Here is a 23272-nt window from a genome sequence, read left to right as displayed (position 1 = left end):
AGCAGAGGACACTCGAGCGAGTCCTAGATCATCGATAGCAGCCGATAGATTCTATGCGACCCCTGTCGGGCGTCTCCGCGCTCTTCGAACGGCTCCCATCCGCCGTGGCCCACCCCAACCTTCGCGACTTTGTGACCTTCAAATGTTCGGTCGCGCGCTGCTCGAAGACGTTAGAGCGGTTCAGCTTTTCACAGAAGCGCAGAACCGCTCTAACGTTTTGTTTTCACGCAATTCCGGACGGAGAACCGCTTCGCACTTTTCCTGGAATTGCTCTAGCGCGCGCGACCAGTTCTCGGCGTTGATCACACGGCCGTAGATCGATTACTGCTCCTTCTTGAACAAATCCTGGAAGATGAGCTGGCCCCAAGTGCGGCCGCGTGCGTGCACCAGCGCGCCACCCTCGTTGAGCCTTCCCAGCTTGACGGGTGCGAAGCCGAGTTGTTGGGCCAAGTCCGCCACGGGAGCGATCGCGTCCTCGTCGTCGCTCGACAGAAAGACGACCCGGTGGCCGCCCTCGACGATCGGATCGGTAGCCAGGGTGGCAGCAATCAGGTGATTGAACCCTTTCACGAACTTGGCGCCGGTGAACGATTTCGCGACGAAGGCGGAGGACGGGAGGCCGTCCAGCTCTTCAGGGACGGGAAATGCGTTCGTCGCGTCGATGACTGTCTTGCCTTCCCAGCTCGGCATGGCCTTCGCAACCTCGCGATGCTCGCCGAACGGAACCGCAAGGATGATCGTGTCGGCCTCGAGTGCATCCCGCAGCGACTTGGCGACGACCGTGGGGCCAATCGCCCGAGCCTGCGCCGCCAACGCCTCGGGCGGCCGGCGGCTCGCGACGGTCACCTCGATGTTTTTACGGGCGAAGGCGTGGGCGAGGGCCTGGCCTATCTTGCCGAATCCTACAATTGCGTAGCTCATAGTGCTTCTCCGATATTGTGTTGATATTGATTCCCCGCCTTCAACGGCGCTGGGTTATCTGCCGAGCCCCACAGAGCTCCGAATAAGAGAACGGAGCACCTGGCCGGGTGCAGCGCGTCACAGTTGCGCAAGGCCGCCGTCAACCGCGACCTCGCTGGCGGTCATGAAGCTGCTGTCCGACGACGCGAGAAAGGCAGCTGCCGCCCCAATCTCCGAAGGGTCGGCCATGCGCTGAAGCGGCGTCATCGCCCCGTAGGCCTTCTGGCCTTCCTCGCCGAGCGCCTCCTTCGCAAGTTCGGTCGCCGTCGCTCCGGGCGACAGCACGTTTACCCGGATGCCGGTGCCTTTCAGGTCCTCAGCCCACGTCCGCGCGAGGTTGCGTACTGCCGCCTTGCTTGCGCTGTAGGCCGTAAATCCCGGTGCGCCCGTGGTGCCGGCGCTCGATCCGGTCAGGATGATCGAACCGCCCTGACCCATCAGCGGCAGCGCCTTCTGGACCGTGAAGATCGTACCCTTGACATTGGTGTCGAAGGTCTCATCGATGTGCTCGGCGGTGATCTGGCCGAGCGGAAGCGGGCTTCCCGCCCCGGCATTGGCAAAGACGATGTCGAGCGTTCCGCGCTCTGCCTTCACCGCGTCGTACAGGCGATCAAGGTCGGCCTCATCCGAGACCGAGCCCTTCACCGCCCGAGCATTGGGCCCGAGGTCCGCCACAGCGGCGTCAAGCGCCTCCTGCCGGCGGCCGAAGATGAAGACGAAGGCGCCCTCGTCGATGAAGCGCTTGGCTGCGGCGCGGCCGATGCCCGTAGCGCCGCCGGTGATCACGGCGGTCTTTCCATTCAGTCTGTTCATGTCATGCATCCTTCGTTTCGCCGTCACACGTTTTCGGCTGTAGGGGAGGTCCCCCGAGAGCCCCGATATGGGTTCGCCGAAGTCGGGCGGTGAGTCCGCAATTACGCACATCGCTGGTGCAAAAACTATCCATCCAGATGATTAAGTGCCGCAACACTCGCGCACAGCGCGGCTCAGTGTGCTAGAACGGGCTTCGGAAGCCGCGCCGTGCGGCGCGGGAATGCACCATGATCGACTGGGACGACGTTCGCTACTTTCTTGCCGCCGCGCGCGGAGGCTCATTGCGGGCTGCCGCCAAGCGCCTCGGGGTGAACCACGCGACGGTGCTGCGACGCATCGCTCAGCTCGAGGAACGCCTCGGGGCGCAGATGTTCGAAAAGCTGCCTTCGGGCTACCGCCTGACGGCTGCGGGCGACGAGGTCCTCGAGCTCGCGGACCAGATGGAAGCGTCGTCGCACCAGCTGGAGACGCGCGTCTTCGGGCGCGACCAGAGCGTGCGCGGGCTTCTGCGGGTGACGTTGGCTCCGCCCCTCGCGACACACCTGCTGATGCCGGATTTCGCCGATTTCGCGCGTCTGCATCCTGATATCGAGATGGAAATCGTGTCGTCCGGCGAGCTGGCAAATCTGACCAACCGAGAGGCCGACGTGGCGATCCGCGTCGTTTACGACCGCAAAACCCTGCCGCTCAATCTTCACGGCCTGAAGGGACCGGAGCTGTTCGGCGGCGTCTACATGTCTCGCGATCGACTGGCCGCGTGGCGCGCGGGCGCGCCGGATCCCATCCGGTGGATCGTCATCAGCATGCATGGAATTCCGGATTGGGCCACCGAGGGCGAGGTTCGCACTACAGGGGTTCCGTTCAGGACCACGGACGGCGAGGCGCAGATCGTAGCGGTACGGCAAGGGCTCGGGATGACGACGCTGCCGTGCTTCGTCGGGGATGCCGACCCCCTGCTGGTGAGGGTGCCGGGCACCGACCTGCACATGCATGGAACGCTCTGGCTTCTCACGCAGGGGGAGACACGCAAGACGAAGCGCGTCCGGCTCTTCACGGAGTTCGTATCCGGCAGGCTCTCCGCTTACGCTCCGCTTCTCGCCGGGCTGTCCATATCGCGCGACTGACGCTCGGCAGGTCGCCGGCGACGCTTGCCGTCATCCGGTCGGAAGCCGAGCTGCGATTGCTTGAAGCGACGTCGTTCAATCCGCGAATGTTGCGCCGTTTGCGCTTTAGATCAGGATGATTTAGGCCCGATCGGCCTAAAATCATCCTGATCTAAATCAAAGAAGTAGAGCATGATGTCGTCCGAAAACCGCTCACACTTTTCGGCATCATGCTCTAGCGACCGACACCTGCAAAGGGCGGAGCCGGTTCGCAATACTCAATCAGCAATTCGGTGAGGACCCGTATCTTCCGTGCGGGGTGCTGACCTGGCGGGCGGATGACATATGCACCTGCCGGGGGTGGTGGATAATGCGTCATGACCGGCACAAGCGCGCCGGAGGCTATAAATTCATGGGTAAGGCAATCGGGCAGGTAAGCGATCCCAAGTCCTGCTGCCGCGGCGGCGACGAGCGCAGTGCCGTTGTCGGCCTTAAAGCGCCCCTGCGGACGAACCGTTATGATCTTGTCGCCATCCATGAGTTGCCAGGCTTCGGTGCCCTGCATGAGGGCCTCGTGAGCGACGAGTTCCTCCGGCGTCTCGGGAGATCCATGCACCTTGATGTAGTCCGGGCTCGCGACGAACTTCCCATAGATTGGTCCGACGCGTCTTGCGATCAAGTTGGAGTCCTGAAGATAGCCAACCCGGATCGCACAATCATAACCCTCTGTGATGAGATCGACGAAGCGATCACTGTAGCATGTGTGGATGTGGAGTTGGGGGTGGCGGCGCGCCATTTCCGCGAGGATGGGAGCGAAGTGAGTCTGGCCGAAGGAAAGCGGCACGGCAACTCGCAAGCGGCCGCGAAGGTCACCGGCGGGTAGGATCGTTTCCTTGGCCACGTCGATCTCGGCGCAGACTCTCGCTGCATAATCTCGGAACGTGGCCCCAGCTTCCGTGAGAGCGGCGCCCCGGGTGGTCCGTGCAAGAAGCTGGACACCAAGTTCCGCTTCAAGCCGGAAGAGCCGCCGACTGACGATTGACTTGGAGACGCCAAGCCGGAGCGCCGCCGGCGAAACTCCCCCGGCATCAGCCACTTCCACGAAGGTCTGCAGTTCTTCGATGTTCATTTGGCGTTCCCCTTTTCGCGACACAGCTTGCCATAAAAGGGTGCTACCGCATCTCGAATAGGAACGGCAATACTGCTTCCAGGCAACGTCGCCCCTGGCGCATGTCTCCCGCAAACCAATGCCGCTCATGGGCGGCAGCAAAGGAAGTAATAATGACCTTTCGTAATGGCCTTGCTTCGCTTCTTCGTCCCGAAGATTCGGTACTCGTTCTGATCGACCACCAGCCTTACCAACTCACGAACCTGAACAGCCACGATCCGCAGGCGGTGGTCAACAATTCGACGGCCCTGGCGAAGGCCGCGAGGGCTTTCGGTGTTCCCACCATCCTGACGAGCGTGATCGCCGATCGGGGCGGTCTGATCTTCCCGCAAATCACCGATGTCTTCCCGGGCCAAGAGGTGATCGACCGAACGTTCATCAACACCTGGGAAGACAGGAAGGTCGTGGACGCGGTCAAGGCGACCGGCCGCAAGCAGCTGATCATCGCCGGCCTGTGGACCGAGGTATGCGTCGCGATGCCGGTGATCCAGGCGCTCGGCGAAGGCTGGGATGTGACCGTTATCACCGACGCGTCGGGCGGCACTTCGGTCGAGGCCCACGAGGTCGCCATCCAGCGCATGATCGCGGCTGGCGCGAACATGATGACCTGGCTGGCGCTGGCGTCCGAATGGCAGCGCGACTGGGCCCGGACCGAGCACGCGGCAGAGTTGACTGAGGTACTCAAGCAGCATGCCGCCGGTAGCGGCATCGCGTACCTCTGGGAGCAGCAGCTGCTCAACACGCCTGTGCCTAGAGCATGATGCCGAAAAGTGTCAGCGGTTTTCGGACGACATCATGCTCTAACTTTTTAATTTAGAACAGGATTCAGATTTTAGGCCGATCTGGCCTAAAATCATCCTGTTCTAGCAACGCAGGCTGATCTGCACCCGGATCAGGCGCCCGTCCGCTATCGCGCGCATCACCTTTGCGACGGGCGCCCCTATGAATTCGTAGGCTGCGCGCCGTCACCTCCGTCGACGGCACCAAAGCTGGCTGTTTCCGTCGCTTTGGCCCCAACCCAAGACCAAGACTTTCGTGGCGACTTTCATCTGGCGAGTCCCGAGATCAAGCCGGAACGTAAATCAAACCTGATCACATCCTCGCCAATCCGGTCATGAGCCGTCAGGCGGAGCGGCGGCCGGGGTCCGGCGAAATATGGCTTGCCGTGACCGAGCACGACGGGGTGCAGGTAGATGCGATACTCATCGATCAGGCCAAGTTCGGTGAGGCTTTGCGCCAAATTGGGGCCGGCAACTTCGATCTCTCCGTCGCGCTCCGCCTTCAGCGCGCGGATCGCGGCCTCAAGGTCTTCCCCGACAAGCCTGGCGTTGGGACCAACCGACTTCAACGAGCGCGAGACGACCCATTTCGGCTGGCTGCGCCACGCCGCCGCGAAAGCCTGTCGTTCTGCATCCCATTCAGGATGTTCGTCGTCCCAGTAACGCATGACCTCATACATCTGGCGACCGTACACACTGCCCGCCTGCCGCTGAGCCTCTTCGATGAAGTGGCGGAAGAGCGTGGGGCTTGGCGCAAACGCCATATGATCGACGTAGCCGTCCAGGGACTGGTTCATTCCGAATACGAGCTTAGCCATCCTCACTTCCTTTCCTTAAACGGCATATCCGCAGGTCTGATTGCATTATGCAATCGGTTGCGAGTTAACTCAACTGGTTTTAAATCGCAATTTGTTTTTTGGAGCAGCATGAACGCCCACGCTTAGGCTGCCGACTAATCTGCCTGTCAAGGCAGCCTGGCTGGACAACGGCCTGTCCGCTTCCAGCGATCCGAATGGACAAGCCATCATCAGAGGGCGCTATTTCAGCGGCAGAAACAGCTCCGCCATCGCCTCATGCTCCGCCACTTCCGGGAAGAAGCTCAGCCGCTGGCAATAGATCGGGAAGTCGCGTGCTTCCTCGCCGCTGGCCGGAAGCCAATCGCGATAAAGGTAGAGCGCGGCGGGCTCCAGATTGTCGGTGTTGCCGACGACACGCAGCACCGCGCAGCGTCCACCAGGGATCTCGCCGGCCTTGATCTCCTCGCCGTTCGCCCCGATCGGTTGGTCGGTTCCGACACAAAGATCCACGCTGTAATCGGCAGGCGACTGAGGACGCCGCTCGGAACGCCAGACGTTGAAGGTCGGACTTGTCCTGGGGTGCAGGCCAGCGGCCTTGCGCCAGGCGATGAACCGCTGGATGGTGGCACCGAGCGTCGCCGGGTCGCCCCGATGCTCCATGATCGCCACCGGCGTGGTGGGCACATTGCGAATTATCACGTCGTCAGTGGTAAAAGTCTTCTGCATGAGCTTGCTCCTTGCATTGTCGAGAGGCCCGAAGGCGGCAAGCCACGGCTCCCAGTCGGGAGACTTCCGAAACGACGAAGGCGATTGCCCGAACCGTTGCCGAAAGGCGCGGGCGAAGGCATCCGGCGCATCGTAGCCGGCATCCATCGCTATATCGGTGACACGTTCTTCGTCCCTGTAGGCCAGCCGGTATGAAGCGCGCTTCATGCGGGCAAGCTGGATATAGCGATGCACTGACAATCCGAAGGTCGCCGTGAACTGCCGGTGGAAATGAAACTTCGAGAAGGCTGCGACACCGCTCAGAACGTCAAGATCGAGATCGGCATCGAGGTGCCGGTCGATATAGTCCAGCACTCGCTGCATCCGCTCATGATAGTTCCGAAGCGCTGCGGTCATTCGTCTTGGTCTCCGTGGCAGCTCAAACTAGATCCCTCAGGCAACGCAGCGCTCGACCGAACTTGCGGTTTGGCATGGATCAGCCGGCGTGCCGACCGATCCGAGTATCTTGCGATCCTCGGCCGGCCGTTGTCATGGAGGAAATGACGACTGCGGATCCGAAGCCGGCTTCAGCGGCCGTAGGTGACCTCGACGGAGGCCTTGGCAAGCGTATTGGCCCTGACATAGAAGCCAACCATGGCAGCCGGGGCGGTCTCGGGAAGCGGGAGCTTGTCCACCGAGAGCGCGTAGACGGTGAACTGGTAGTGGTGCGGCTGATCGCCGGCCGGCGGGCATGCGCCGCCATATCCGGACATGCCAAAATCCGTGTGACCTTCGACGGCGCCTGCGGGAAGCTTTTTGTCACCGCTTGCGCCAGTGGCGATCTCCGAGGCATTTGCGGGAATGTTGAAGACCGACCAATGCCACCAGCCCGAGCCTGTGGGGGCATCCGGATCGTAAGCCATGATGGCGAAGCTCTTGGTCGCCTCAGGCGCACCCGACCAGGTCAGTTCCGGCGAGATGTTCTTGCCGGCGCAGCCGAAGCTGTTGAAGACCTGCGCGTCGGCCATGGACTTGCCGGCGGCCAGATCCTTCGAGCTGAGCCTCATTTCGGCCTGTGCGGCCGTCGCGCCGAAGACGGACGCTGCGAGAAGTACTGCTGTGATGAAACGCATGCTGTTTTCCTGCGGTGGATAATGCAGGAAAACTATCGTCACCGCGCAAGCGCATCTGCCCCGCTATGCTCAACTTCTGCCCCGATCCGCTCAAAACGCTCGGAGCCACTACGGACATGGCGCGGATTGACGCCGAACCGCTCCTTGAACCGCGCCGCGAATTGAGAAGGGGAGTCGTAACCGACCTCAAGCGCAATCTGCGCCATCGGTAGGGTTGTGGTTTGAATGAGGCCCAAGGCGCGATTCATTCTTGTATCGCTCAGGATCTCACTGAAGCCGGTATTCTCGGCGGCGAGCTTCCGCCTCAGCGTCGCTTCGCTCATGTTGAACGAGCGCGCCGCATGGCCCAGCGTCCAATCAAAGGCCGTATCGCTTTCAATCATCTGCCGCAGCCGGTCCTCGAGCCGAGGACTTTGGCATTGGCCCAGCACCGCTCCGCCGAGCGCAAACCAGGTGATGAGTTCGATCAAACGCGCCTTGGCAATGGCGCGGGGAAGCCTCGTCAGATTGCCGGGCTGACAGCAATAGTCAAATAATGCCGCTGCTTCCTCCGGCAGGTCCGAGGTGCCTGCCGGGACAGGCCTTGATGGAACGGCGATTGATCCCATCCTGATATAGGCTTCCTCGAACAGCTGTCGCGGAACGGGAAGCGCCAGGGTCTGATACTTCTGCGGCGCCTTGGGAATGTTCTCCATGGTCAACGGTCGATAGTCGGGCAGCAAGCCATAGGCGCCGGCTTCGAGGCGCAAAGCCTTGTCATCTGCCATGACGACCTTCGTTCCCGATTGTACCTGTATCAACAGGGGGCTCGTATTGACGAGACGAAAAAAGCAGGCCCGCCCGCCCTGGCGGATCAAGGCCCTGGTCGGAATGGGAAAGACCTCGTCGAGCATATGTTCTCCGGCAACAGAATGGATGAGAGCGGCCACCGGAAGAACCGACATGAACACGCCATGATCCCTACAGCACCGCACCGCGTGCCTTTTCAGACGCGCTGAGAAAGCTGTAGCACTTTGAATTGCTGCATAATTCCTTAAATCGATCCGTGAGGAATTATGCAGTGGGGATCGGAAATACCAAAACCGCGTGACAGCGGCAACATTGAGCCAGGGGCTGCAGACCAACTCTGGCGCCAGTCGGACTATACACAGCCTGCAGGGGAAGATCGAGTCGGAGTGACGGGTAGTAGAACAGGCGTTAACGGTTTGAAAGCGCTAGCCTAAGAGAGTTCCGCCAGGCGTCGATAGTTCTATGTGTGGGAACCCTGCCTCATGAGAACGTCGGCAGAACCGCTTAATCCCCGCGCTTGCCCTCAGAGGTCTGCCCATCAGCCATCACGTAGGTAACTTTGGTAACGTTCATCCCTACTGAGGTCGATCTGGCCTGAGAGGTTGTCGAGCCAGAACGATAGCCCGTCAACAGTGAAGATGAGGCGTTGGAGGTCCCAACGTTCCGGAGCGATTTCGATGGGCGATCCGTCCAGCTCGGTGGAATAGCGGAACGTTATCGAACGGGGATCAACGATAGCCAACTCGGAAACGCGATCCAGCATATAGTCCGAAATGTAGCTTGCCTCATCGTCCAGATCGTCGGCTGTTCGCCGGAAAGAGTCGATGAGAGAGTTAAGGCTGTGCCCAGCGTCTTTGGAAACGATGCCCCCCGCGTAATGGATATGCCACTTAAGGGCTACTTCCATGGCATGACGAAGGTTGAACAATGCGGGGAAGATCAAGTTATTGGCTAACCCTTGCCGCTTCAGGATCTGCCTGAGAAGGATTGTACTCGCGTCAAGATAGCCTTCCCAAATCCGACATTCTCTCCATCCGCCGCCGAACCGGAATTCAACGCTTGGGGCGCCGTCCTCCGCCGGCGCAATCAACCGCGGGTCAGGGTTGCTCAGGAAGACCTCGTAAAGCGCGTTCTCCTGGTCTTCGATGATCGACATCAGTTCAACTGAACCTTGCTTTTACGCTTGGCGTCAACATCTGGCGCATAGAAGCCGCGCTGGGCTGATAATTGTAACAGCGGTAGCCACAAAGCCCAAGCAGCTGCAATCATGTCGTTGATATATTGACGTTCGGGCATTTTCGACGAGTCGGTCGAAGTGATGTGGGCTTGCAAGGCGCTGCAATGGTAAATTGCATATCAAAACATCTGCGCTGTCTGGATAGAGGTCCCCTTAATCGTCAAGGTCAACCGGACCGGATCATTCACAGACTTTGTCTAACGCCCGTCAAATCTGCGGACATAATCGACCAATGCGCGCAGCTTCAGCGGCTGCCTCTGGCGCCTGGGATAGTAGAGATAGAAGCCCGGGAAGGGCGGACAGAAATCCTCCAGCAGCGGCACGAGTTCACCGCGGTCGATATAGGGCTGGAAGGTTTCCACCATGCCGAAGGTGACGCCTGCCCCCGCGCAGGCCATGCGGATCATCATTCCCATATCGTTGGTCGTGACTGTGGGATCGACGGCGACGTCGAAGTCGCGATCATTCTCGGTGAACTCCCAGCGATAAGGCGCCGTATCCGGGCGCGGCCGCCATCCAATGCAGGCATGGTTCTGCAGGTCGCGGGGGTGGCGGGGGTGGCCGCGGCGCTCGAGATAGCCGCGGGATGCGGCGGCGCATTGTCGCTGCTCTTCGGAAACTGATATGGCGATCATGTCCTGTTCGATCACTTCGCCCAGCCGGACGCCCGCGTCGAAGCCGGCCTCGACGATATCGAATTCGTCATCGGTGATGGTGATATCGAGTTTGATATCAGGGCAGGCTTCCATGAAGCCGGCCAGCAAGGTGCCGGAGAGGAAGTTCTCGGCGATCGAGGAAACGGTGATCTTCAGCAGGCCGCTCGGGCGCGCCTGCATTTCCCGCACCGTCTGCATCGCATCCTTGACCTGGCGGACCGATGGACGAACCGCGTCGAAGAACACTTCGCCGGCTTCGGTCAGGCTGACGCTGCGCGTCGTTCGCTGGACCAGGGCGACGCCGACCCGATCCTCCAGGCGCTGCAGGGCCTGGCTGACGGCAGAGCGGGTGACGCCGAGACGCTCACCGGCGAGCCGGAAGTTGCGCGCCTCCGCCACCGCAAGAAAAACCGAAATGCCTTCGAGATCGTCGACCATTGGTTAGCATTTCTAACCAAGGCATCCTGGATTGGCAACTTAATCACTCGGGTTCTCCGTATTATCTTTCAGTCGAGGTCAACGAAGGCTTCGAAAGGCAAGGCAATGCGAAGGATTTTCAAAAGCCCCCTCCTGCAGTTTCTCACGGTGGTCACCCTGGCTGGCGCGGCGACCAGTTCGTTCGGCGCCGATACCGTGAACCACCGAGAAACTCAGCAGCAACAAACAAGCGAGAACAGAATGCAGCAACATCCCTATGTCGGCATGTGGGTTACGGATGATGGCCGCGTCCGCCACGAACTTCTGCCCAATGGCCGCTACGACGAAGCCCGTGGTAGCCGGGAAAGCGCCTACCGGGGACGCTACGAAGTCACCGGAAGCCACATCGAATATTGGGATGACACGGGCTTCACGGCCGACGGCGATTTCGTCGACGGCCATACCCTCCATCATGGCGGCATGGTGCTTCGGCGCAAATGACGTGCCGCCTGACAGGCAACACCACACAGGAGAAGGCCGCATTTGCCGGCCGGAAAGGATGACGATCATGTCTTCCCCAACGCCCATCTGGTTTATCACCGGCGCATCGTCCGGCCTCGGCCGGGCACTCACCGAAGCCGTCCTGGCCCGTGGCTGGCGCGCCGCCATGGCGGCGCGCAGACCCGAGACCCTGACAGATCTCACGGCAGAGCACGGGGGCCGCGCGCTTGCCCTTGCACTCGATGTGACGGACAGCCGCTCCATCGGCGGCGCGGTTCGTGACGCCGAAACGCATTTCGGTGCGATCGACGTCCTCGTCAACAATGCCGGCTACGGCTACCTCTCGGCGATCGAAGAGGGTGACGACGCCGAGATACGAGCCCAGTTCGAGACCAATGTCTTCGGATTGATCGATGTCACCAAGCAGGTTCTGCCGGGGATGCGCCGACGCCGACAAGGGCATATCTTCAACGTCTCCTCGCTTGGCGGGCTCGTCGCTTTTGCCGCAACCGGCTACTACCACGCCACCAAGTTCGCGGTCGAAGCCTTGTCGGAATCGCTTTCCCATGAGGTCAAACCGCTCGGCATCGATGTGACGATCCTCGAACCCGGCGCCTTCCGCACGGATTGGGCCGGCCGGTCGATGGTCGAATCCAGCACGGTCATCGAAGACTACGCCGAAACGTCAGGCAAGCGGCGCCAGGCCACCCGCTCGATCTCCGGCAACCAGCCGGGCGATCCCGCGCGCGCGGCAACCGCGATCGTATCGGCGTTCGAAGCGGACGTGCCGCCGCTGCGCCTGCTGCTCGGTGCACCCGCCCTGAAGATCGCCCGCGAACGGCTCGATGCGCTGCGATCAAACTTCGACGCCTGGGCGGAGATGACGCTCAGCGCCGATTTTCCCACCTGACCACCAAAAAACCCTCAGCCGCATCGCCAGGCGAGCGGCGTACACATGGAGCTTGAAATGTCTGATATCAAAGGAAAAGTCATTGCCATCACCGGCGCCAGCAGCGGTATCGGAGAGGCCGCGGCAAAGGTGCTGGCTGCCGCAGGCGCCCATATCGTGATCGGCGCCCGCCGTACCGAGCGCCTCGAGGAACTCGCCGGCGAAATCGCCGCAAAGGGCGGGACGGTGCGCCTGCGACAGCTTGATGTCACCGACCGTTCCCAGGTGGAAGCCTTTGCAGGCTTTGCCCGCTCCGAATTCGGCCGGTTGGATGTCATCGTCAACAATGCCGGCGTCATGCCGCTGTCGCCGCTCGACGCCCTCAAGGTCGACGAGTGGGACCGGATGGTCGACGTCAACATCAAGGGCGTTCTCTACGGCATCGCGGCAGCGCTTCCGATCATGAAGGCGCAGGGATCAGGGCAGATCATCAACCTGTCTTCGATCGGCGGCCACAGCGTCTCGCCGACGGCCGCCGTCTATTGCGCGACGAAATTTGCGGTGCGTGCGATCTCGGACGGATTGCGGCAGGAGACCGATCGTATCCGTGTGACTGTCATCTCTCCCGGCACGACGACATCGGAACTGGCCGACACCATCACCGATCCGACCGCGCGCGATGCCATGAAGGCTTTCAGGGCGATCACGATCAGCCCCGAGGCCATCGCCAATTCGATCCTCTACGCCGTCAGCCAACCCGATGACGTCGATGTCAGCGAGATCATCATCCGGCCGACAGCCAGCCCCTATTGATCAGCTGAGACTGCTGTCAAAGCAATTCCAGCAAAAGTGTTGAGTGGTTTTGCCAGGCAAAGCGCGAAGCGATTTTGCCGGGAATTGCGGAAAACGAAAAGCCTCCGCCGCCTAAAAACCCAGAGACTGCTGGGCAGGCGGCGGCGGGGCGAGGTTGACGCCTTCGAGCTCCAGCATGCGGGCCTTCGATGACGAACCGCCGGGCGCGGAGAAGCCGCCGATCTTGCCGCCGGCCGCAAGCACCCGGTGGCAGGGAATGATCAGGGCGACAGGGTTCTTCGCCATTGCCTGGCCAACGTCGCGGGCGGCTTCCGGCCCGACGCCGAGCTCCTTGGCGAGCGCACCGTAGGTGGTCGTGTGGCCCCAGCCGACACGCCTTGCCGCCGCATAAATATCCCGGAAGAAGGTATCCTGGCCGGCAAGGTCGAGTTCGACGCCGGAAAAATCCGTCTCCTCGCCCTGGAAGTAACGCTTCACCGCAGCGACCGTCTCCAGCACGGCAGGCGTCGGCGCGCCGGCTTCGGCATCGGGCAGGCGGCGCAGCAGCAGCCGTTCGGTTGCTTCCGCTGATTTGGTCGGCAGTTGGAAGCGGGTGATGCCGGCGTCGCTCCAGGCGATGCCGCAGAAACCGCCCGCGGTTTCGAAGATGAGATAGTGGTGTATGGTCTCTGCCATGACACAGCCTCCGCGTTTTCGATGACCCTCAAAATCGTATGGGACGGCCTCGGTTTCAACCCGTTTCTTGCGCGCATAAGGCTTCCGGGAAATATCGCGATGCGTCTCTCGCAATGTCGATCGAACATTCACGTCATCCGTTCAGAGCGGATTGTATCGGAAAATTATGTTCTCTTTTTGTTCTTGATATTCAATCTCGCCGGAGTATCCTTCGTCGCGTTTTGGAAACGACGAGGTGGGTCATGACGACCCTGAGAGCCCATGAACCAAATCTCCTTCGACTTCGAGGATGGGCGAAGTCGGCGCGGGCGACCGGGCGAAAGCCATAGCGGCGGACACCGGCTTTTCTTCGCCCTCTGTCCGCCTGCGGCGGTCGAGCGGCAGGCGGCATCGATCGCCGATGACTATGGGAAGACTTTCTCTCTTTCGGCAAAGCCACGGCTGACGACGCTGCATATGACGATCATCGGCATCGACGATTATGAAGAATTGCCCGAGGACGCGGTCTTTGCGGCGCGCCAGGCCGGCGCCACGGTGGAGAGCGCGCCGATCGCGATCACTTTCGACAGGATCATGAGCTTCAGGCGGGAAGGCAAGGCGCGGCCGCTCGTGCTTTACGGCGAAGGCGGGCTGAAACCGCTCACCCGACTGCATGTCCAGCTCGGTGTCGGCATGCACAATGCCGGACTGCGGCACAATATCAGCCGCGATTTCACACCGCATATGACGCTGCTCTACGACGGCAAGACCGTGCCGCCGGCGGCCCTCGACACACCGGTTTCATGGACGGCATCCGAATTCCTGCTCATCCACAGTGTTCTCGGAAAAACCGAACATCGGATCATCGATCGCTGGCCGCTGCTCGGCTGAGGCAATGATGTCTCCGGACCACGCTTGCGCTTGCCCTATTTCCGCTCATATAGCTCGGAATGCCTAACCGGGCGCTGGTTGCAAACGGGAACGAAGACAGCATGGACGTTTCAGAGATCATCATCCCTGGAGATACGCCGGGAACGGAGTGGCGGCTGCCGGTGCTGCGCTTTAAAGGCCACGATCCGAAGGCGCCGAAGATCTATATCCAGGCGGCACTGCATGCCGGCGAGCTGCCGGGAACGGTGTTGCTGCATTTCCTCTGCGAAAGGCTGCGGCAGGCGGAAAGCCAAGGTGGGATCGCCGGCGACATCACCATCGTGCCGCAGGCCAATCCGATCGGTGCGGCGCAATCGCATTTCGGCGAGCTGCAGGGCCGTTTCGACCTGGGTTCACGCACCAATTTCAACCGGGATTTCCCGCTGATCTCGATTGTCGATCGCGCCACGCTGATCGAAGATCTCGATGATTATCCGGCTACCGACAGATTGAAGAGGCAGCTGCTGCATATGGCGCTTGGCGCCGATCTGGTGCTCGACCTGCATTGCGACGATGAATCCTTGCAATATGCCTATATCGACGAGGCCTTCTGGCCGGAGGCGGCCGATCTCGCCGCTGCACTCGACATGGAGGTCGTGCTGCTTTCGGATGGCGAAAGCTCGGCCTTCGAGGAGGCCGTCGGCTTTGCATGGAAATATGAAGTTCCCGGCGAACGCCGGCCACGTCTGCTCGGCAAACTCTCCGTCACCGTCGAGCTGCGCGGCAAACGCGACGTCGATCCGGTGCTGGCGAAAAAGGATGCGGACGGGCTCTGGCACTTCCTTGCGACACGCGGGATCGTCGGCGACGAAAAGCCCGCGGCAACGGTATTTTCTGGTCCGGCCGTACCGCTCGACAATGTCGAGATCATCCGCACTCCGGAAGGCGGCGCCGTGCTTTTTCATCGCGACATCGGCGAGAGGGTTGCGAAAGGCGACCGCCTAGTGACGATCGTCACCCGGCCAGGGCAGCCGGGCGGCAGCATCGAGCTTACCGCGCCGCAGGACGGGCTGATCCTGACCCGAACCTCCGACCGGCTGGTGCGGCGGCGCGGCGACCTGATGAAGATCGCCTGCGACGAACCCAGCAAGGCTTCGCGCAAGGCCGGCACGCTGGAGAATTGAACGGGGCCGGTTTTGTCCTGCTGCGATCGTCGACGCGCTCGGGGATAAAACGTCGCACGGCGTTTGCGCCGGCCTTCGTGCATGTTATCTCGCTACTATCACAGGGAGATCGATCGGGCATGGCCGTCACCATCTATGGCATCAACAATTGCGACACGATGAAAAAGGCGCGCAGCTGGCTGGAAGAACATAGCGTCGCCTATGAGTTTCACGATTACAAGGCGCTCGGTATCGACCTCGCCCATCTCGAAACCTGGATCGACCAAGCCGGCCTCGACACCGTCCTCAACCGCGCCGGCACCACCTTCCGCAAATTGCCCGACGCCGAGCGCGAGAACCTCAACCGGGAGAAGGCGATCCAGCTGATGCTCGACCAGCCGTCGATGATCAAGCGGCCGGTGCTGGAGGCGAAGGGCAAGCTGCTGGTCGGCTTCAAGCCGGAGATTTACGCCGGTACGTTCGGAGGCTGACAGGCGGCCCGCTGAGCTCACGAGGGAAAGAGATGTCCAAGACCACGCGCGCGACACAGCTTCTTTCGCAAGCAGGCGTCGCCTTCACCGTTCATGCCTATGACTACGACCCCAACGCCGAGCGCGTCGGGCTGCAGGCGGCCGAAGCGCTCGGCGAGGCGCCGCATCGGGTGCTGAAGACGCTGATGGCGGAGGTGGACGGCAAATCGGTCTGCGTCGTCGTGCCGTCGGATCGTGAAGTCAGCATGAAGAAGCTTGCCAGCGCCTTTCACGGTAAATCGGCCAATATGATGAAGCCTGCCGATGCCGAGCGGCTGACGGGTTATCATGTCGGCGGCATCAGCCCTTTCGGCCAGAAGAAGACCGTGCCGACGGCGATCGAGGAAGCCGCGCTTGGCGAACCGCTGGTCTATATCAATGGCGGGCAGCGCGGGCTGCAGGTGCGGCTCGATCCGAAGCATGCATTGAACGCGCTGAAGGCCGTCGCCGCGCCACTGATTGCCTGATCAGAGGAAGCGTTCGAGCAGCCGGGCGATCGTCTTCGCCTCGCTCTCGGCGAGCTTGCAGCCGATGTGGGTCTCGATCGATCTGGCATAGACGGTCCACATGCGCTCGCGAAGCCTTCGGCCGGCATCTGTGATCACCACCCAGCGGCCGCGTCCATCCCTGGCGAAGACCTCCCGCCTGACCAGGCCCTCCCGTTCCAGCCGGTCGATCAACCGGGAAAGATTATACTGGGCCAGCAGCGTCCGCTCCTCGATCTCGTAAGGGCGCAGCTTGCAGTCGTGCGAGCGCGCCAATTCCCACAGCACGTCGTACCAGGCAAGCGGCGGCATGCCGGCCGCCTTCAGGTCGGCTTCGATGACGCCAAGCAACCGCTCGCGGGCGCGCATGATGCTCGTCCAGGCAGAGGTGACCGCTTCGCTCGGATTCGACGGTTTTTCAGACATAAATGCAGTTACATCTATCTTGAATTTCACTGCAAGCGGCATTAGATGCAGTTACATCTATCATTACCAAGGAGAGCGCCATGAGCAAGCTTACCCTCGTCAGCCATCATCTGTGCCCCTATGTACAGCGTGCCGCGATCGCGCTGCTCGAAAAGGGCGTGCCCTTCGAGCGCATCAATATCGATCTTGCCGACAAGCCGGACTGGTTCCTGAAGATCTCGCCGCTCGGCAAGGTGCCGCTGCTGCGGATCGAGGAGGAGGACGGCAGTCAGGCCGTGCTGTTCGAAAGCAGCGTCATCTGCGAATATCTGGAGGAGACGCAGCCGGGTGTGGCGCTGCATCCGAAAGACGCGCTGACGCGTGCCCGCCATCGCGGCTGGATGGAATTCGGTTCGTCGGTGCTTTCCGATCTCTGGGGTTACGAGACGGCTGAGGATGCCGCGCAGTTGGAGGCCAAGCGCATGGCGCTCATCTCCAAATTCGCAACTGTCGAGAAGGTGTTGACGGACGGGCCGTATTTCGCCGGCAACGACTTCAGCCTCGTCGACGCCGTCTTCGCGCCGGTCTTTCGGTATTTCGATCTCTTCGAGACGCTCGGCGACGGCGACATCTTCGAAGGGCTTGAGTGTGTAAAGCGCTGGCGCAAGGCGCTCTCCGAACGGGCGAGCGTCAAGGCCGCCGTTGGCGAAGACTACCCGCAGCGGCTGATGGAATTCCTCGAAAAACATAACTCGATCCTGCTCAGGCAAGCTGCCGCCGCCTGAAGCGCGCCCGGCGGCCGGACATCTCATCCGGCCGCTTGCAATTCGGGCAGCCGAGCGCTTCATTTTCGCCGCAAACGGGTCTAAGTCTTCCAGCCTCCCACCGTCGATGACAGAAGGCAGGTTGAACCATGACTTTCATGCCCCAGAGCCAGAGCACCGTTGATCCCGTCAAGCTGGAAAAGCTTGCGGAAGTCGCCGTCAAGGTTGGGCTGCAGCTGCAAAAGGGTCAGGACCTGGTGATCACCGCGCCTGTCGTGGCGCTGCCACTGGTTCGCCTGATCACCAAACACGCCTATCTGGCCGGCGCCGGACTGGTCTCCGCCTTCTATTCCGATGAGGAAACGACGCTGGCGCGCTATCAGTATGGCAGCGACGAGAGCTTCGACCGCGCCTCCGGCTGGCTCTACGAGGGCATGGCCAAGGCTTATACCAACGGGGCGGCCCGTCTTGCGATCGCCGGCGATAATCCGATGCTGCTCTCCGAGCAGGATGCCGGCAAGGTCGGCCGCGCCAATCGCGCCAACTCCACCGCCTACAAGCCGGCACTGGAGAAGATCTCGAATTTCGACATCAACTGGAACATCGTCTCCTATCCCAACCCCTCCTGGGCCAAGGTGGTCTTCCCCGACGATCCGGAACCGATCGCGATCGCCAAGCTCGCCAAGGCGATCTTTGCCGCCTCGCGCGTCGATGTCAGCGATCCCGTCGCCGCCTGGACCGAGCACAATGCCAATCTTGGCAAGCGCTCCGCCTGGCTGAACGGCGAGCGCTTCGCCTCGCTGCATTTCCAGGGACCGGGCACCAACCTGACGGTCGGCCTTGCCGACGGACATGAATGGCATGGCGGCGCTTCCACTGCCAAGAACGGCATCACCTGCAATCCGAACATCCCGACCGAGGAAGTCTTCACCACGCCGCATGCGTTGCGCGTCGAAGGCCATGTTTCGAGCACCAAACCGCTTTCGCACCAGGGCACGCTGATCGACAATATCCAGGTGCGCTTCGAGGGCGGGCGCATTGTCGAGGCCAAGGCCTCGCGCGGCGAAGAGGTGTTGAACAAGGTGCTCGATACCGACGATGGCGCGCGCCGGCTCGGCGAAGTGGCGCTGGTGCCGCATTCCTCGCCGATCTCGGCGAGCGGCATCCTGTTCTACAACACGCTGTTCGACGAAAACGCCTCGTGCCACATTGCGCTCGGCCAGTGCTATTCCAAATGCTTCCTCGATGGCGCGACACTGAGCCAGGAGCAGATCAAGGCACAGGGCGGAAATTCCAGCCTGATCCATATCGACTGGATGATCGGCTCCGATAAGGTCGATATCGACGGCATTAAGCCGGATGGTTCACGGGTTCCGGTGATGCGGCAGGGCGAATGGGCCTGAGCGGCATCATCGTGCGCTGACTGAGCCAGACGCTGGCAAGCACCATGGCGAAACCGCCGATCTGCACTGGCGTGAGGCTCTGGCCGAGCGCCAGCCAGCCGAGCAGGGTCGCGACCAACGGACTAAGGAAGCCAAGCGAGGCAACCGCCGAGGGCTCGATGCGCGACAGGCCGCGGAACCAGAGCAGATAGGTGAAGGCTGCGCCGACCAGCCCGAGATAAGCGATGCCGGCGATGTTTGCAGCGGTCGGGATCGGCAGCGCCGGTTCCAGGAAAAAGGCAAAAGGCACCAGCAGCATGCCGCCCGCCGTCAATTGCCAGGCGGTGAAGGTGAGGTTTGAGACCGGCGGCGCCCAGCGGCGCGTCAGCACCGTGCCGAAAGCCATCGAGACCGCGCCGGCCAGACCGGCAGCGACACCTATCGGATCGAGCCCCGCCTTCGGCGTCAGCACCAGCAGTCCGACGCCGGCGATGCCGGCGAGACCGGCCAGTACGGCAAGCGGCCGGACCGGCTTGCCGAGAAAAAGCTGCGACAAAGCGATGACGATCAGCGGTTGCACCGCGCCGACCGTTGCGGCAACGCCGCCTGGCAACCTGTAGGCCGAGACGAAGAGCATCGCCCAGAAGAACGAGAAGTTAAGCGCGCCGAGAACGAAAGCCCTTCCCCACCAGATGCCGAACGGCAGCTTTCTGACCAGGAAGAGAAGCAGCAAACCGGCCGGCAGGGCGCGCAGCATTGCCACCGTCAGCGGATATCCGGCCGGCAGGAAAGAGGTGGTGACGATATAAGTGCTGCCCCAGATGGCGGGTGCGAGCGCGGTTGCCGCAAGATCGGCGACGTAACGGGAATTTGTCTTCATCTCAAGAATCTCTATTTCAAGATAAATTCATTTATCGCCTTCTTATCTTGACGTCAAGATAATGAATGATATCGATGAAGCATGAGGGAAGACGGCAAGATGGACCATGTCGACAAGATTCTGGCGCAATGGCGACGGGAGCGGCCGGACCTCGACGTCGAACCGATGGGCATCCTCGGGCGTCTAAAACGTCTGAGTACCCATCTCGGCCGCGAAGTGGAGGCCGTGCTCATGAAGCAGGGGCTTTCGTCCTCCGCCTTCGACGTGTTGGCGACGCTGCGCCGCGCCGGCGCCCCCCACCGGCTATCGCCGGGGGAGCTTCTGGAGATGACCATGGTCAGCTCCGGCACGATGACGAACCGCATCGACCAGTTGGAGAAGGCGGGCTACGTCGAACGTATCCTCAATCCGGAGGATCGCAGGAGCGTGCTCATCGCGCTGACGGAAAAAGGGCTTGCGACGGTGGAGACTGCGGTCGATGCGCATGTCGCCAATCAACACCGGCTGTCGAAGGGTCTGAGCGCGGCCGACAAGGCGGAGCTCGACAGGCTGCTGCGCAAGTTTCTTGCGGACTTCGAATAGCCTATCGAACTGCCGATAGCAGCTTGCGCACGCGATCGAGATGCGCCCTGCGCTTTTCATCGGTGGCCCGGTCCATGTCGTGCAGGCTGAGCATGCGGAAATTCAATCCCTTCGAGCAGAAGGCGGCGATGCCGCGCTTCAAGAGCCGGCGCACCGGATCGCCCATATAGAGACGCACCAGCCACCAGGGCGAACCTGTAGTCGTCAGCGCATAGAGCAGCCTGATATTGGTTAGCTGCGGCACGATACGGCCGCCTGCGGCATCATGGCTGAAGGCAACGCCGGGGGCGAAAACACGGTCGAAGAAACCCTTCAGGGTGGCGGGGAAATTGAACCACCATTGCGGAAAGACGAAGATCAGGCCGTCGGCAGCCTTCAGGCGGGCGACGATATCGGCAACGGCTGAGGTATCGTAGGGCTGGTTGAAATAACCGCGGCGTTCAGCTTCGGAAAGACGCGGATCGAAATCTTCTCGATAGAGATCGAGCAGATCGACGACATGGCCGGAGGCTTCCAGCGCCTCACGCGCAGTCCTTGCCACGGCGGCGGCGAAACTGTCCTCCAACGGATGGGCAAGCACCAGCAGGATACGCATTGTCAGAAAAGGCTTCCCTGCTTCGACGGGTCTGCGGGCCTTACGCTGCGCTTCTTGGCACCGGCCGGCGGTGTGCCGCCTTCCGTGGTCATGGCGCCGACACGGCCGTCGACGAATTCGATGGCGATGCCCATGCCGGCAGAGAGTTGAGCAGCCTGTGAGACCGGATTGTTATCCTCATCGCGAATGACGGCGTAACCGCGCTTCAGCACATTCTTATAGGAGAGCGACTGCAGCACGCGGTCCTGCGCGGAAAGCTCGGCGCGCGCGCGGGTCAGCTGGTGGCGGACCGCCGTATCGGCGTGGCGAGAAAGATTGCCAAGGCGTTCGCGACCGCGGTCGGTCTGGCTCTTCAGCCGGGCCGGCAGTGAGGCGAGGATGGTTTCGGCGCGATCGACGCGTGATTTCGAGCGGTCGATCAGCCGTTCGACCATGCGCTCGGCCCGGGCCATGCGCTCGTTCAGCGTCTGGCGGCGCTCGGCGATGCGATTGGACAGTACATCAGGACGCAGATGCGCGGCGACACGCTCGAAGCCGCGACGTTTGTTGATGGTGTTGAGCTCCAGCCCGCGGCCGAGGCCGGCGGAGGCCTCGTCGAAGCGGCGGCGCGGCAAGGCGAGAAGCTGGTCGATCGACGGCAATGCCCGCATCAGGGCGCGCACGGACTGGCGGCGCTGATCCATCTGCCGGTTCATGCAGCCCTGCAGGCGCGCGGCAAGAGCGGTGGCCTGCGCTTCGAGCTCCGCCTTGACGGGAACCGCTATTTCCGCTGCCCCTGTCGGCGTTGGCGCACGGACATCGGCGGCATAGTCGATCAGCGTCCAGTCGGTCTCATGGCCGACGGCAGAGATCAGCGGTATCCGGCTTTCAGCCGCAGCACGCACGACGATTTCGTCGTTGAAGCTCCAGAGGTCTTCCAGGCTGCCGCCGCCGCGTGCGACGATCAGCACATCCGGGCGCGGGATAGCGCCTGCCGGCTCCAGCGCGTTGAAGCCGCGGATGGCGCTCGCCACCTCCTCGCCGGAGCCCTCGCCCTGGACCTTCACCGGCCAGACGAGGACATGCACGGGAAAACGATCGGAGATGCGGTGAAGGATATCGCGGATCACGGCGCCGGTCGGCGAGGTGACGACGCCGATCACGCTGGGCATGAAGGGCAGCCGCTTCTTGCGGGCGGCATCGAACAGGCCCTCGGCGCCGAGCTTGCGCTTGCGCTCCTCGATCAGCGCCATCAGAGCGCCGGCGCCGGCCGGTTCCAGCGTCTCGATGACGATCTGATATTTCGAGGAGCCCGGAAAGGTGGTGACCTTGCCGGTGGCAATGACTTCCATGCCCTCTTCCGGGCGGAACTTCAGCCGTGAGAAGGTGCCCTTCCAGATGACGGCGTCGATGCGGGCGCGATCGTCCTTCAGCGCGAAATAGGCATGGCCCGAGGAGTGCGGCCCGCGATAGCCGGAGATTTCGCCACGCACGCGAACCTGGTCGAAGGCGGTTTCGACGGTGCGCTTGATCGAGCCGGAAAGTTCCGAAACCGAATATTCGGCAAGGTTGGTCGGCGAATCGCCGTCGAAGACGTTGCTCATCCCCTCTTTCTATGTCCATCCGCTGGAAACAGGAAGGGTGGCACGGGCTTTGGGATCGGTTTTCCCAGCCGTTGAAATCGTTGTGGGAGGGGTTCGTCGCCATTGCAGCAAGCGCGCTCGTCTCAACGCATCCTGCACATGCACTCGTTGCAGCTAGGTGGACACACAACAAAATCGCGTAAATATGCTTTGTTGCGGAACGGATAGTTAGAATATGCGTTTTACACGAAAGGGATTGCTAACCACCGCAATACAAAGGCTTTTCGGCGAAGATCGCCGGTAAATCTTTGTTAGTTGGCGCTTCCTATGCTTCCCCTCGTTCTCTCTGGGAAGGTGCTGAAATGATTATTCTCACAGCAGCAGCATTGGGCGTCAGCGCCGGGCAGACGCGTTCGGCTGGCGTAATCGCGCTGGTCGCCGCGCTGATCGGAATGACATTCGCGTTGGCGGCGATAACCTCGCCCGGGCCGGTGTCTATTCTCGCATTCGTCTATGCCGTGCTCGGCTATAATGGCGGCCTCATGCTCTTCGTGCTCGGGCTCTATGCCAATCAGCGCCTTCGCCGCGCCATGCGCGTTTCGCACTGATAAGCGCGTCGCGATTTTTCAGATTGGCTTCC

26 protein-coding genes and 1 pseudogene are annotated in these 23272 nt (G+C 61.6%); 13 read left to right on the top strand and 14 right to left on the bottom strand.

Features of this window, described 5'->3' with window-relative positions:
• Nucleotides 1–321: 321 nt before the first annotated feature.
• Together RlegSU303_RS24205 and RlegSU303_RS24200 are read right to left on the bottom strand one after the other, a co-directional pair.
• On the bottom strand, nt 322–948 hold the full coding sequence (locus RlegSU303_RS24205; protein ID WP_410001219.1) for an NADPH-dependent F420 reductase: 627 nt from the start codon (nt 946–948) through the stop codon (nt 322–324).
• Nucleotides 949–1038: 90 nt separating this feature from the next.
• Complete coding sequence (locus tag RlegSU303_RS24200; RefSeq protein ID WP_131621164.1) at nt 1039–1773, bottom strand: SDR family NAD(P)-dependent oxidoreductase; 735 nt, start codon at nt 1771–1773, stop codon at nt 1039–1041.
• A gap of 227 nt (nt 1774–2000) precedes the next feature.
• On the opposite strand from RlegSU303_RS24200, the gene RlegSU303_RS24195 reads away from it, so the two are divergent.
• Complete coding sequence (locus tag RlegSU303_RS24195) at nt 2001–2897, top strand: LysR family transcriptional regulator (RefSeq protein WP_017962896.1); 897 nt, start codon at nt 2001–2003, stop codon at nt 2895–2897.
• Nucleotides 2898–3111: 214 nt separating this feature from the next.
• On the opposite strand, the gene RlegSU303_RS24190 is transcribed toward RlegSU303_RS24195, so the two are convergent.
• On the bottom strand, nt 3112–4005 hold the full coding sequence (locus tag RlegSU303_RS24190) for a LysR family transcriptional regulator (RefSeq protein ID WP_131719500.1): 894 nt from the start codon (nt 4003–4005) through the stop codon (nt 3112–3114).
• 152 nt (nt 4006–4157) lie between these two features.
• Between RlegSU303_RS24190 and RlegSU303_RS24185 the strand changes: the two genes are divergently transcribed.
• The gene (locus RlegSU303_RS24185; RefSeq protein ID WP_020052510.1) at nt 4158–4805 is read left to right on the top strand and encodes a hydrolase; all 648 of its coding nucleotides are present in this window, start codon (nt 4158–4160) and stop codon (nt 4803–4805) included.
• A gap of 304 nt (nt 4806–5109) precedes the next feature.
• On the opposite strand, the pseudogene RlegSU303_RS24180 reads toward RlegSU303_RS24185, so the two are convergent.
• The 6 genes and pseudogenes from RlegSU303_RS24180 to RlegSU303_RS24155 form a co-directional block, all read right to left on the bottom strand.
• Nucleotides 5110–5641: pseudogene (locus tag RlegSU303_RS24180) on the bottom strand (dihydrofolate reductase family protein).
• Nucleotides 5642–5860: 219 nt separating this feature from the next.
• Nucleotides 5861–6742, bottom strand: a complete 882-nt coding sequence (locus RlegSU303_RS24175; RefSeq protein WP_131719498.1) for an AraC family transcriptional regulator — start codon at nt 6740–6742, stop codon at nt 5861–5863.
• Nucleotides 6743–6912: 170 nt separating this feature from the next.
• Nucleotides 6913–7458: a YbhB/YbcL family Raf kinase inhibitor-like protein gene (locus RlegSU303_RS24170; RefSeq protein WP_094086900.1), complete on the bottom strand. Its 546-nt coding sequence runs from the start codon at nt 7456–7458 to the stop codon at nt 6913–6915.
• A gap of 38 nt (nt 7459–7496) precedes the next feature.
• Nucleotides 7497–8351 carry a helix-turn-helix domain-containing protein gene (locus tag RlegSU303_RS24165; RefSeq protein WP_131719497.1) on the bottom strand — a complete coding sequence of 285 codons (855 nt, stop codon included), beginning with the start codon at nt 8349–8351 and terminating at the stop codon, nt 7497–7499.
• Nucleotides 8352–8785: 434 nt separating this feature from the next.
• Nucleotides 8786–9403, bottom strand: a complete 618-nt coding sequence (locus tag RlegSU303_RS24160) for a hypothetical protein (protein ID WP_131719496.1) — start codon at nt 9401–9403, stop codon at nt 8786–8788.
• Nucleotides 9404–9681: 278 nt separating this feature from the next.
• Entirely contained in the window at nt 9682–10578 is an 897-nt protein-coding gene (locus RlegSU303_RS24155) for a LysR family transcriptional regulator (protein ID WP_131719495.1), read from the bottom strand.
• A 105-nt stretch (nt 10579–10683) separates the two neighbouring features.
• On the opposite strand from RlegSU303_RS24155, the gene RlegSU303_RS24150 reads away from it, so the two are divergent.
• The 3 genes from RlegSU303_RS24150 to RlegSU303_RS24140 are packed head-to-tail and all read left to right on the top strand — an operon-like array spanning nt 10684 to nt 12760.
• The gene (locus RlegSU303_RS24150) at nt 10684–11058 is read left to right on the top strand and encodes an Atu4866 domain-containing protein (RefSeq protein ID WP_131719494.1); all 375 of its coding nucleotides are present in this window, start codon (nt 10684–10686) and stop codon (nt 11056–11058) included.
• 58 nt (nt 11059–11116) lie between these two features.
• Nucleotides 11117–11968 carry an oxidoreductase gene (locus RlegSU303_RS24145; RefSeq protein WP_205928064.1) on the top strand — a complete coding sequence of 284 codons (852 nt, stop codon included), beginning with the start codon at nt 11117–11119 and terminating at the stop codon, nt 11966–11968.
• Between the two features lie 57 nt (nt 11969–12025).
• Complete coding sequence (locus tag RlegSU303_RS24140) at nt 12026–12760, top strand: SDR family oxidoreductase (protein ID WP_131719492.1); 735 nt, start codon at nt 12026–12028, stop codon at nt 12758–12760.
• A 111-nt stretch (nt 12761–12871) separates the two neighbouring features.
• Here the strand turns inward: RlegSU303_RS24140 and RlegSU303_RS24135 are convergent, their stop codons facing one another.
• Complete coding sequence (locus RlegSU303_RS24135) at nt 12872–13435, bottom strand: methylated-DNA--[protein]-cysteine S-methyltransferase (protein ID WP_131719491.1); 564 nt, start codon at nt 13433–13435, stop codon at nt 12872–12874.
• A 261-nt stretch (nt 13436–13696) separates the two neighbouring features.
• On the opposite strand from RlegSU303_RS24135, the gene RlegSU303_RS24130 reads away from it, so the two are divergent.
• The 4 genes from RlegSU303_RS24130 (at nt 13697) to ybaK (ending at nt 16444) form a co-directional block, all read left to right on the top strand.
• Entirely contained in the window at nt 13697–14305 is a 609-nt protein-coding gene (locus RlegSU303_RS24130) for a 2'-5' RNA ligase family protein (protein ID WP_131719490.1), read from the top strand.
• Nucleotides 14306–14406: 101 nt separating this feature from the next.
• Complete coding sequence (locus RlegSU303_RS24125) at nt 14407–15468, top strand: succinylglutamate desuccinylase/aspartoacylase domain-containing protein (protein WP_131719489.1); 1062 nt, start codon at nt 14407–14409, stop codon at nt 15466–15468.
• Nucleotides 15469–15587: 119 nt separating this feature from the next.
• Nucleotides 15588–15938, top strand: coding sequence for an ArsC family reductase (locus RlegSU303_RS24120; RefSeq protein WP_131719488.1), 351 nt, complete (start codon nt 15588–15590; stop codon nt 15936–15938).
• A 32-nt stretch (nt 15939–15970) separates the two neighbouring features.
• Entirely contained in the window at nt 15971–16444 is a 474-nt protein-coding gene (gene ybaK / locus RlegSU303_RS24115; protein ID WP_131719487.1) for a Cys-tRNA(Pro) deacylase, read from the top strand.
• Here the strand turns inward: ybaK and RlegSU303_RS24110 are convergent, their stop codons facing one another.
• Complete coding sequence (locus RlegSU303_RS24110; protein WP_131719486.1) at nt 16445–16888, bottom strand: MarR family winged helix-turn-helix transcriptional regulator; 444 nt, start codon at nt 16886–16888, stop codon at nt 16445–16447.
• 80 nt (nt 16889–16968) lie between these two features.
• On the opposite strand from RlegSU303_RS24110, the gene RlegSU303_RS24105 reads away from it, so the two are divergent.
• Complete coding sequence (locus tag RlegSU303_RS24105; RefSeq protein WP_131719485.1) at nt 16969–17652, top strand: glutathione S-transferase family protein; 684 nt, start codon at nt 16969–16971, stop codon at nt 17650–17652.
• A 128-nt stretch (nt 17653–17780) separates the two neighbouring features.
• On the top strand, nt 17781–19034 hold the full coding sequence (locus RlegSU303_RS24100) for an aminopeptidase (RefSeq protein ID WP_131719484.1): 1254 nt from the start codon (nt 17781–17783) through the stop codon (nt 19032–19034).
• On the opposite strand, the gene RlegSU303_RS24095 is transcribed toward RlegSU303_RS24100, so the two are convergent.
• A complete protein-coding gene (locus tag RlegSU303_RS24095; protein WP_131719483.1) occupies nt 18982–19893 on the bottom strand; it encodes an EamA family transporter in 912 nt (303 codons plus the stop codon). The two genes, RlegSU303_RS24100 and RlegSU303_RS24095, sit on opposite strands and share 53 nt — an antisense overlap.
• Nucleotides 19894–19974: 81 nt before the next feature.
• Between RlegSU303_RS24095 and RlegSU303_RS24090 the strand changes: the two genes are divergently transcribed.
• Nucleotides 19975–20475 carry a MarR family winged helix-turn-helix transcriptional regulator gene (locus RlegSU303_RS24090; protein ID WP_131719482.1) on the top strand — a complete coding sequence of 167 codons (501 nt, stop codon included), beginning with the start codon at nt 19975–19977 and terminating at the stop codon, nt 20473–20475.
• A 1-nt stretch (nt 20476) separates the two neighbouring features.
• On the opposite strand, the gene RlegSU303_RS24085 is transcribed toward RlegSU303_RS24090, so the two are convergent.
• A complete protein-coding gene (locus RlegSU303_RS24085; protein ID WP_131719481.1) occupies nt 20477–21070 on the bottom strand; it encodes an NAD(P)H-dependent oxidoreductase in 594 nt (197 codons plus the stop codon).
• A gap of 2 nt (nt 21071–21072) precedes the next feature.
• Nucleotides 21073–22653 carry an exodeoxyribonuclease VII large subunit gene (gene xseA / locus RlegSU303_RS24080; protein ID WP_131719480.1) on the bottom strand — a complete coding sequence of 527 codons (1581 nt, stop codon included), beginning with the start codon at nt 22651–22653 and terminating at the stop codon, nt 21073–21075.
• Between the two features lie 341 nt (nt 22654–22994).
• On the opposite strand from xseA, the gene RlegSU303_RS24075 reads away from it, so the two are divergent.
• A complete protein-coding gene (locus RlegSU303_RS24075) occupies nt 22995–23240 on the top strand; it encodes a hypothetical protein (protein ID WP_003544643.1) in 246 nt (81 codons plus the stop codon).
• Nucleotides 23241–23272 lie beyond the last annotated feature (32 nt).

It is taken from the genome of Rhizobium sp. SU303 (assembly GCF_021052345.1).
In the GTDB taxonomy this organism is placed as follows: Bacteria; Pseudomonadota; Alphaproteobacteria; order Rhizobiales; family Rhizobiaceae; genus Rhizobium; species Rhizobium laguerreae.
Note: the sequence above shows the minus strand (reverse complement) of the source record. Positions and strands in the feature narration are given on the sequence as shown.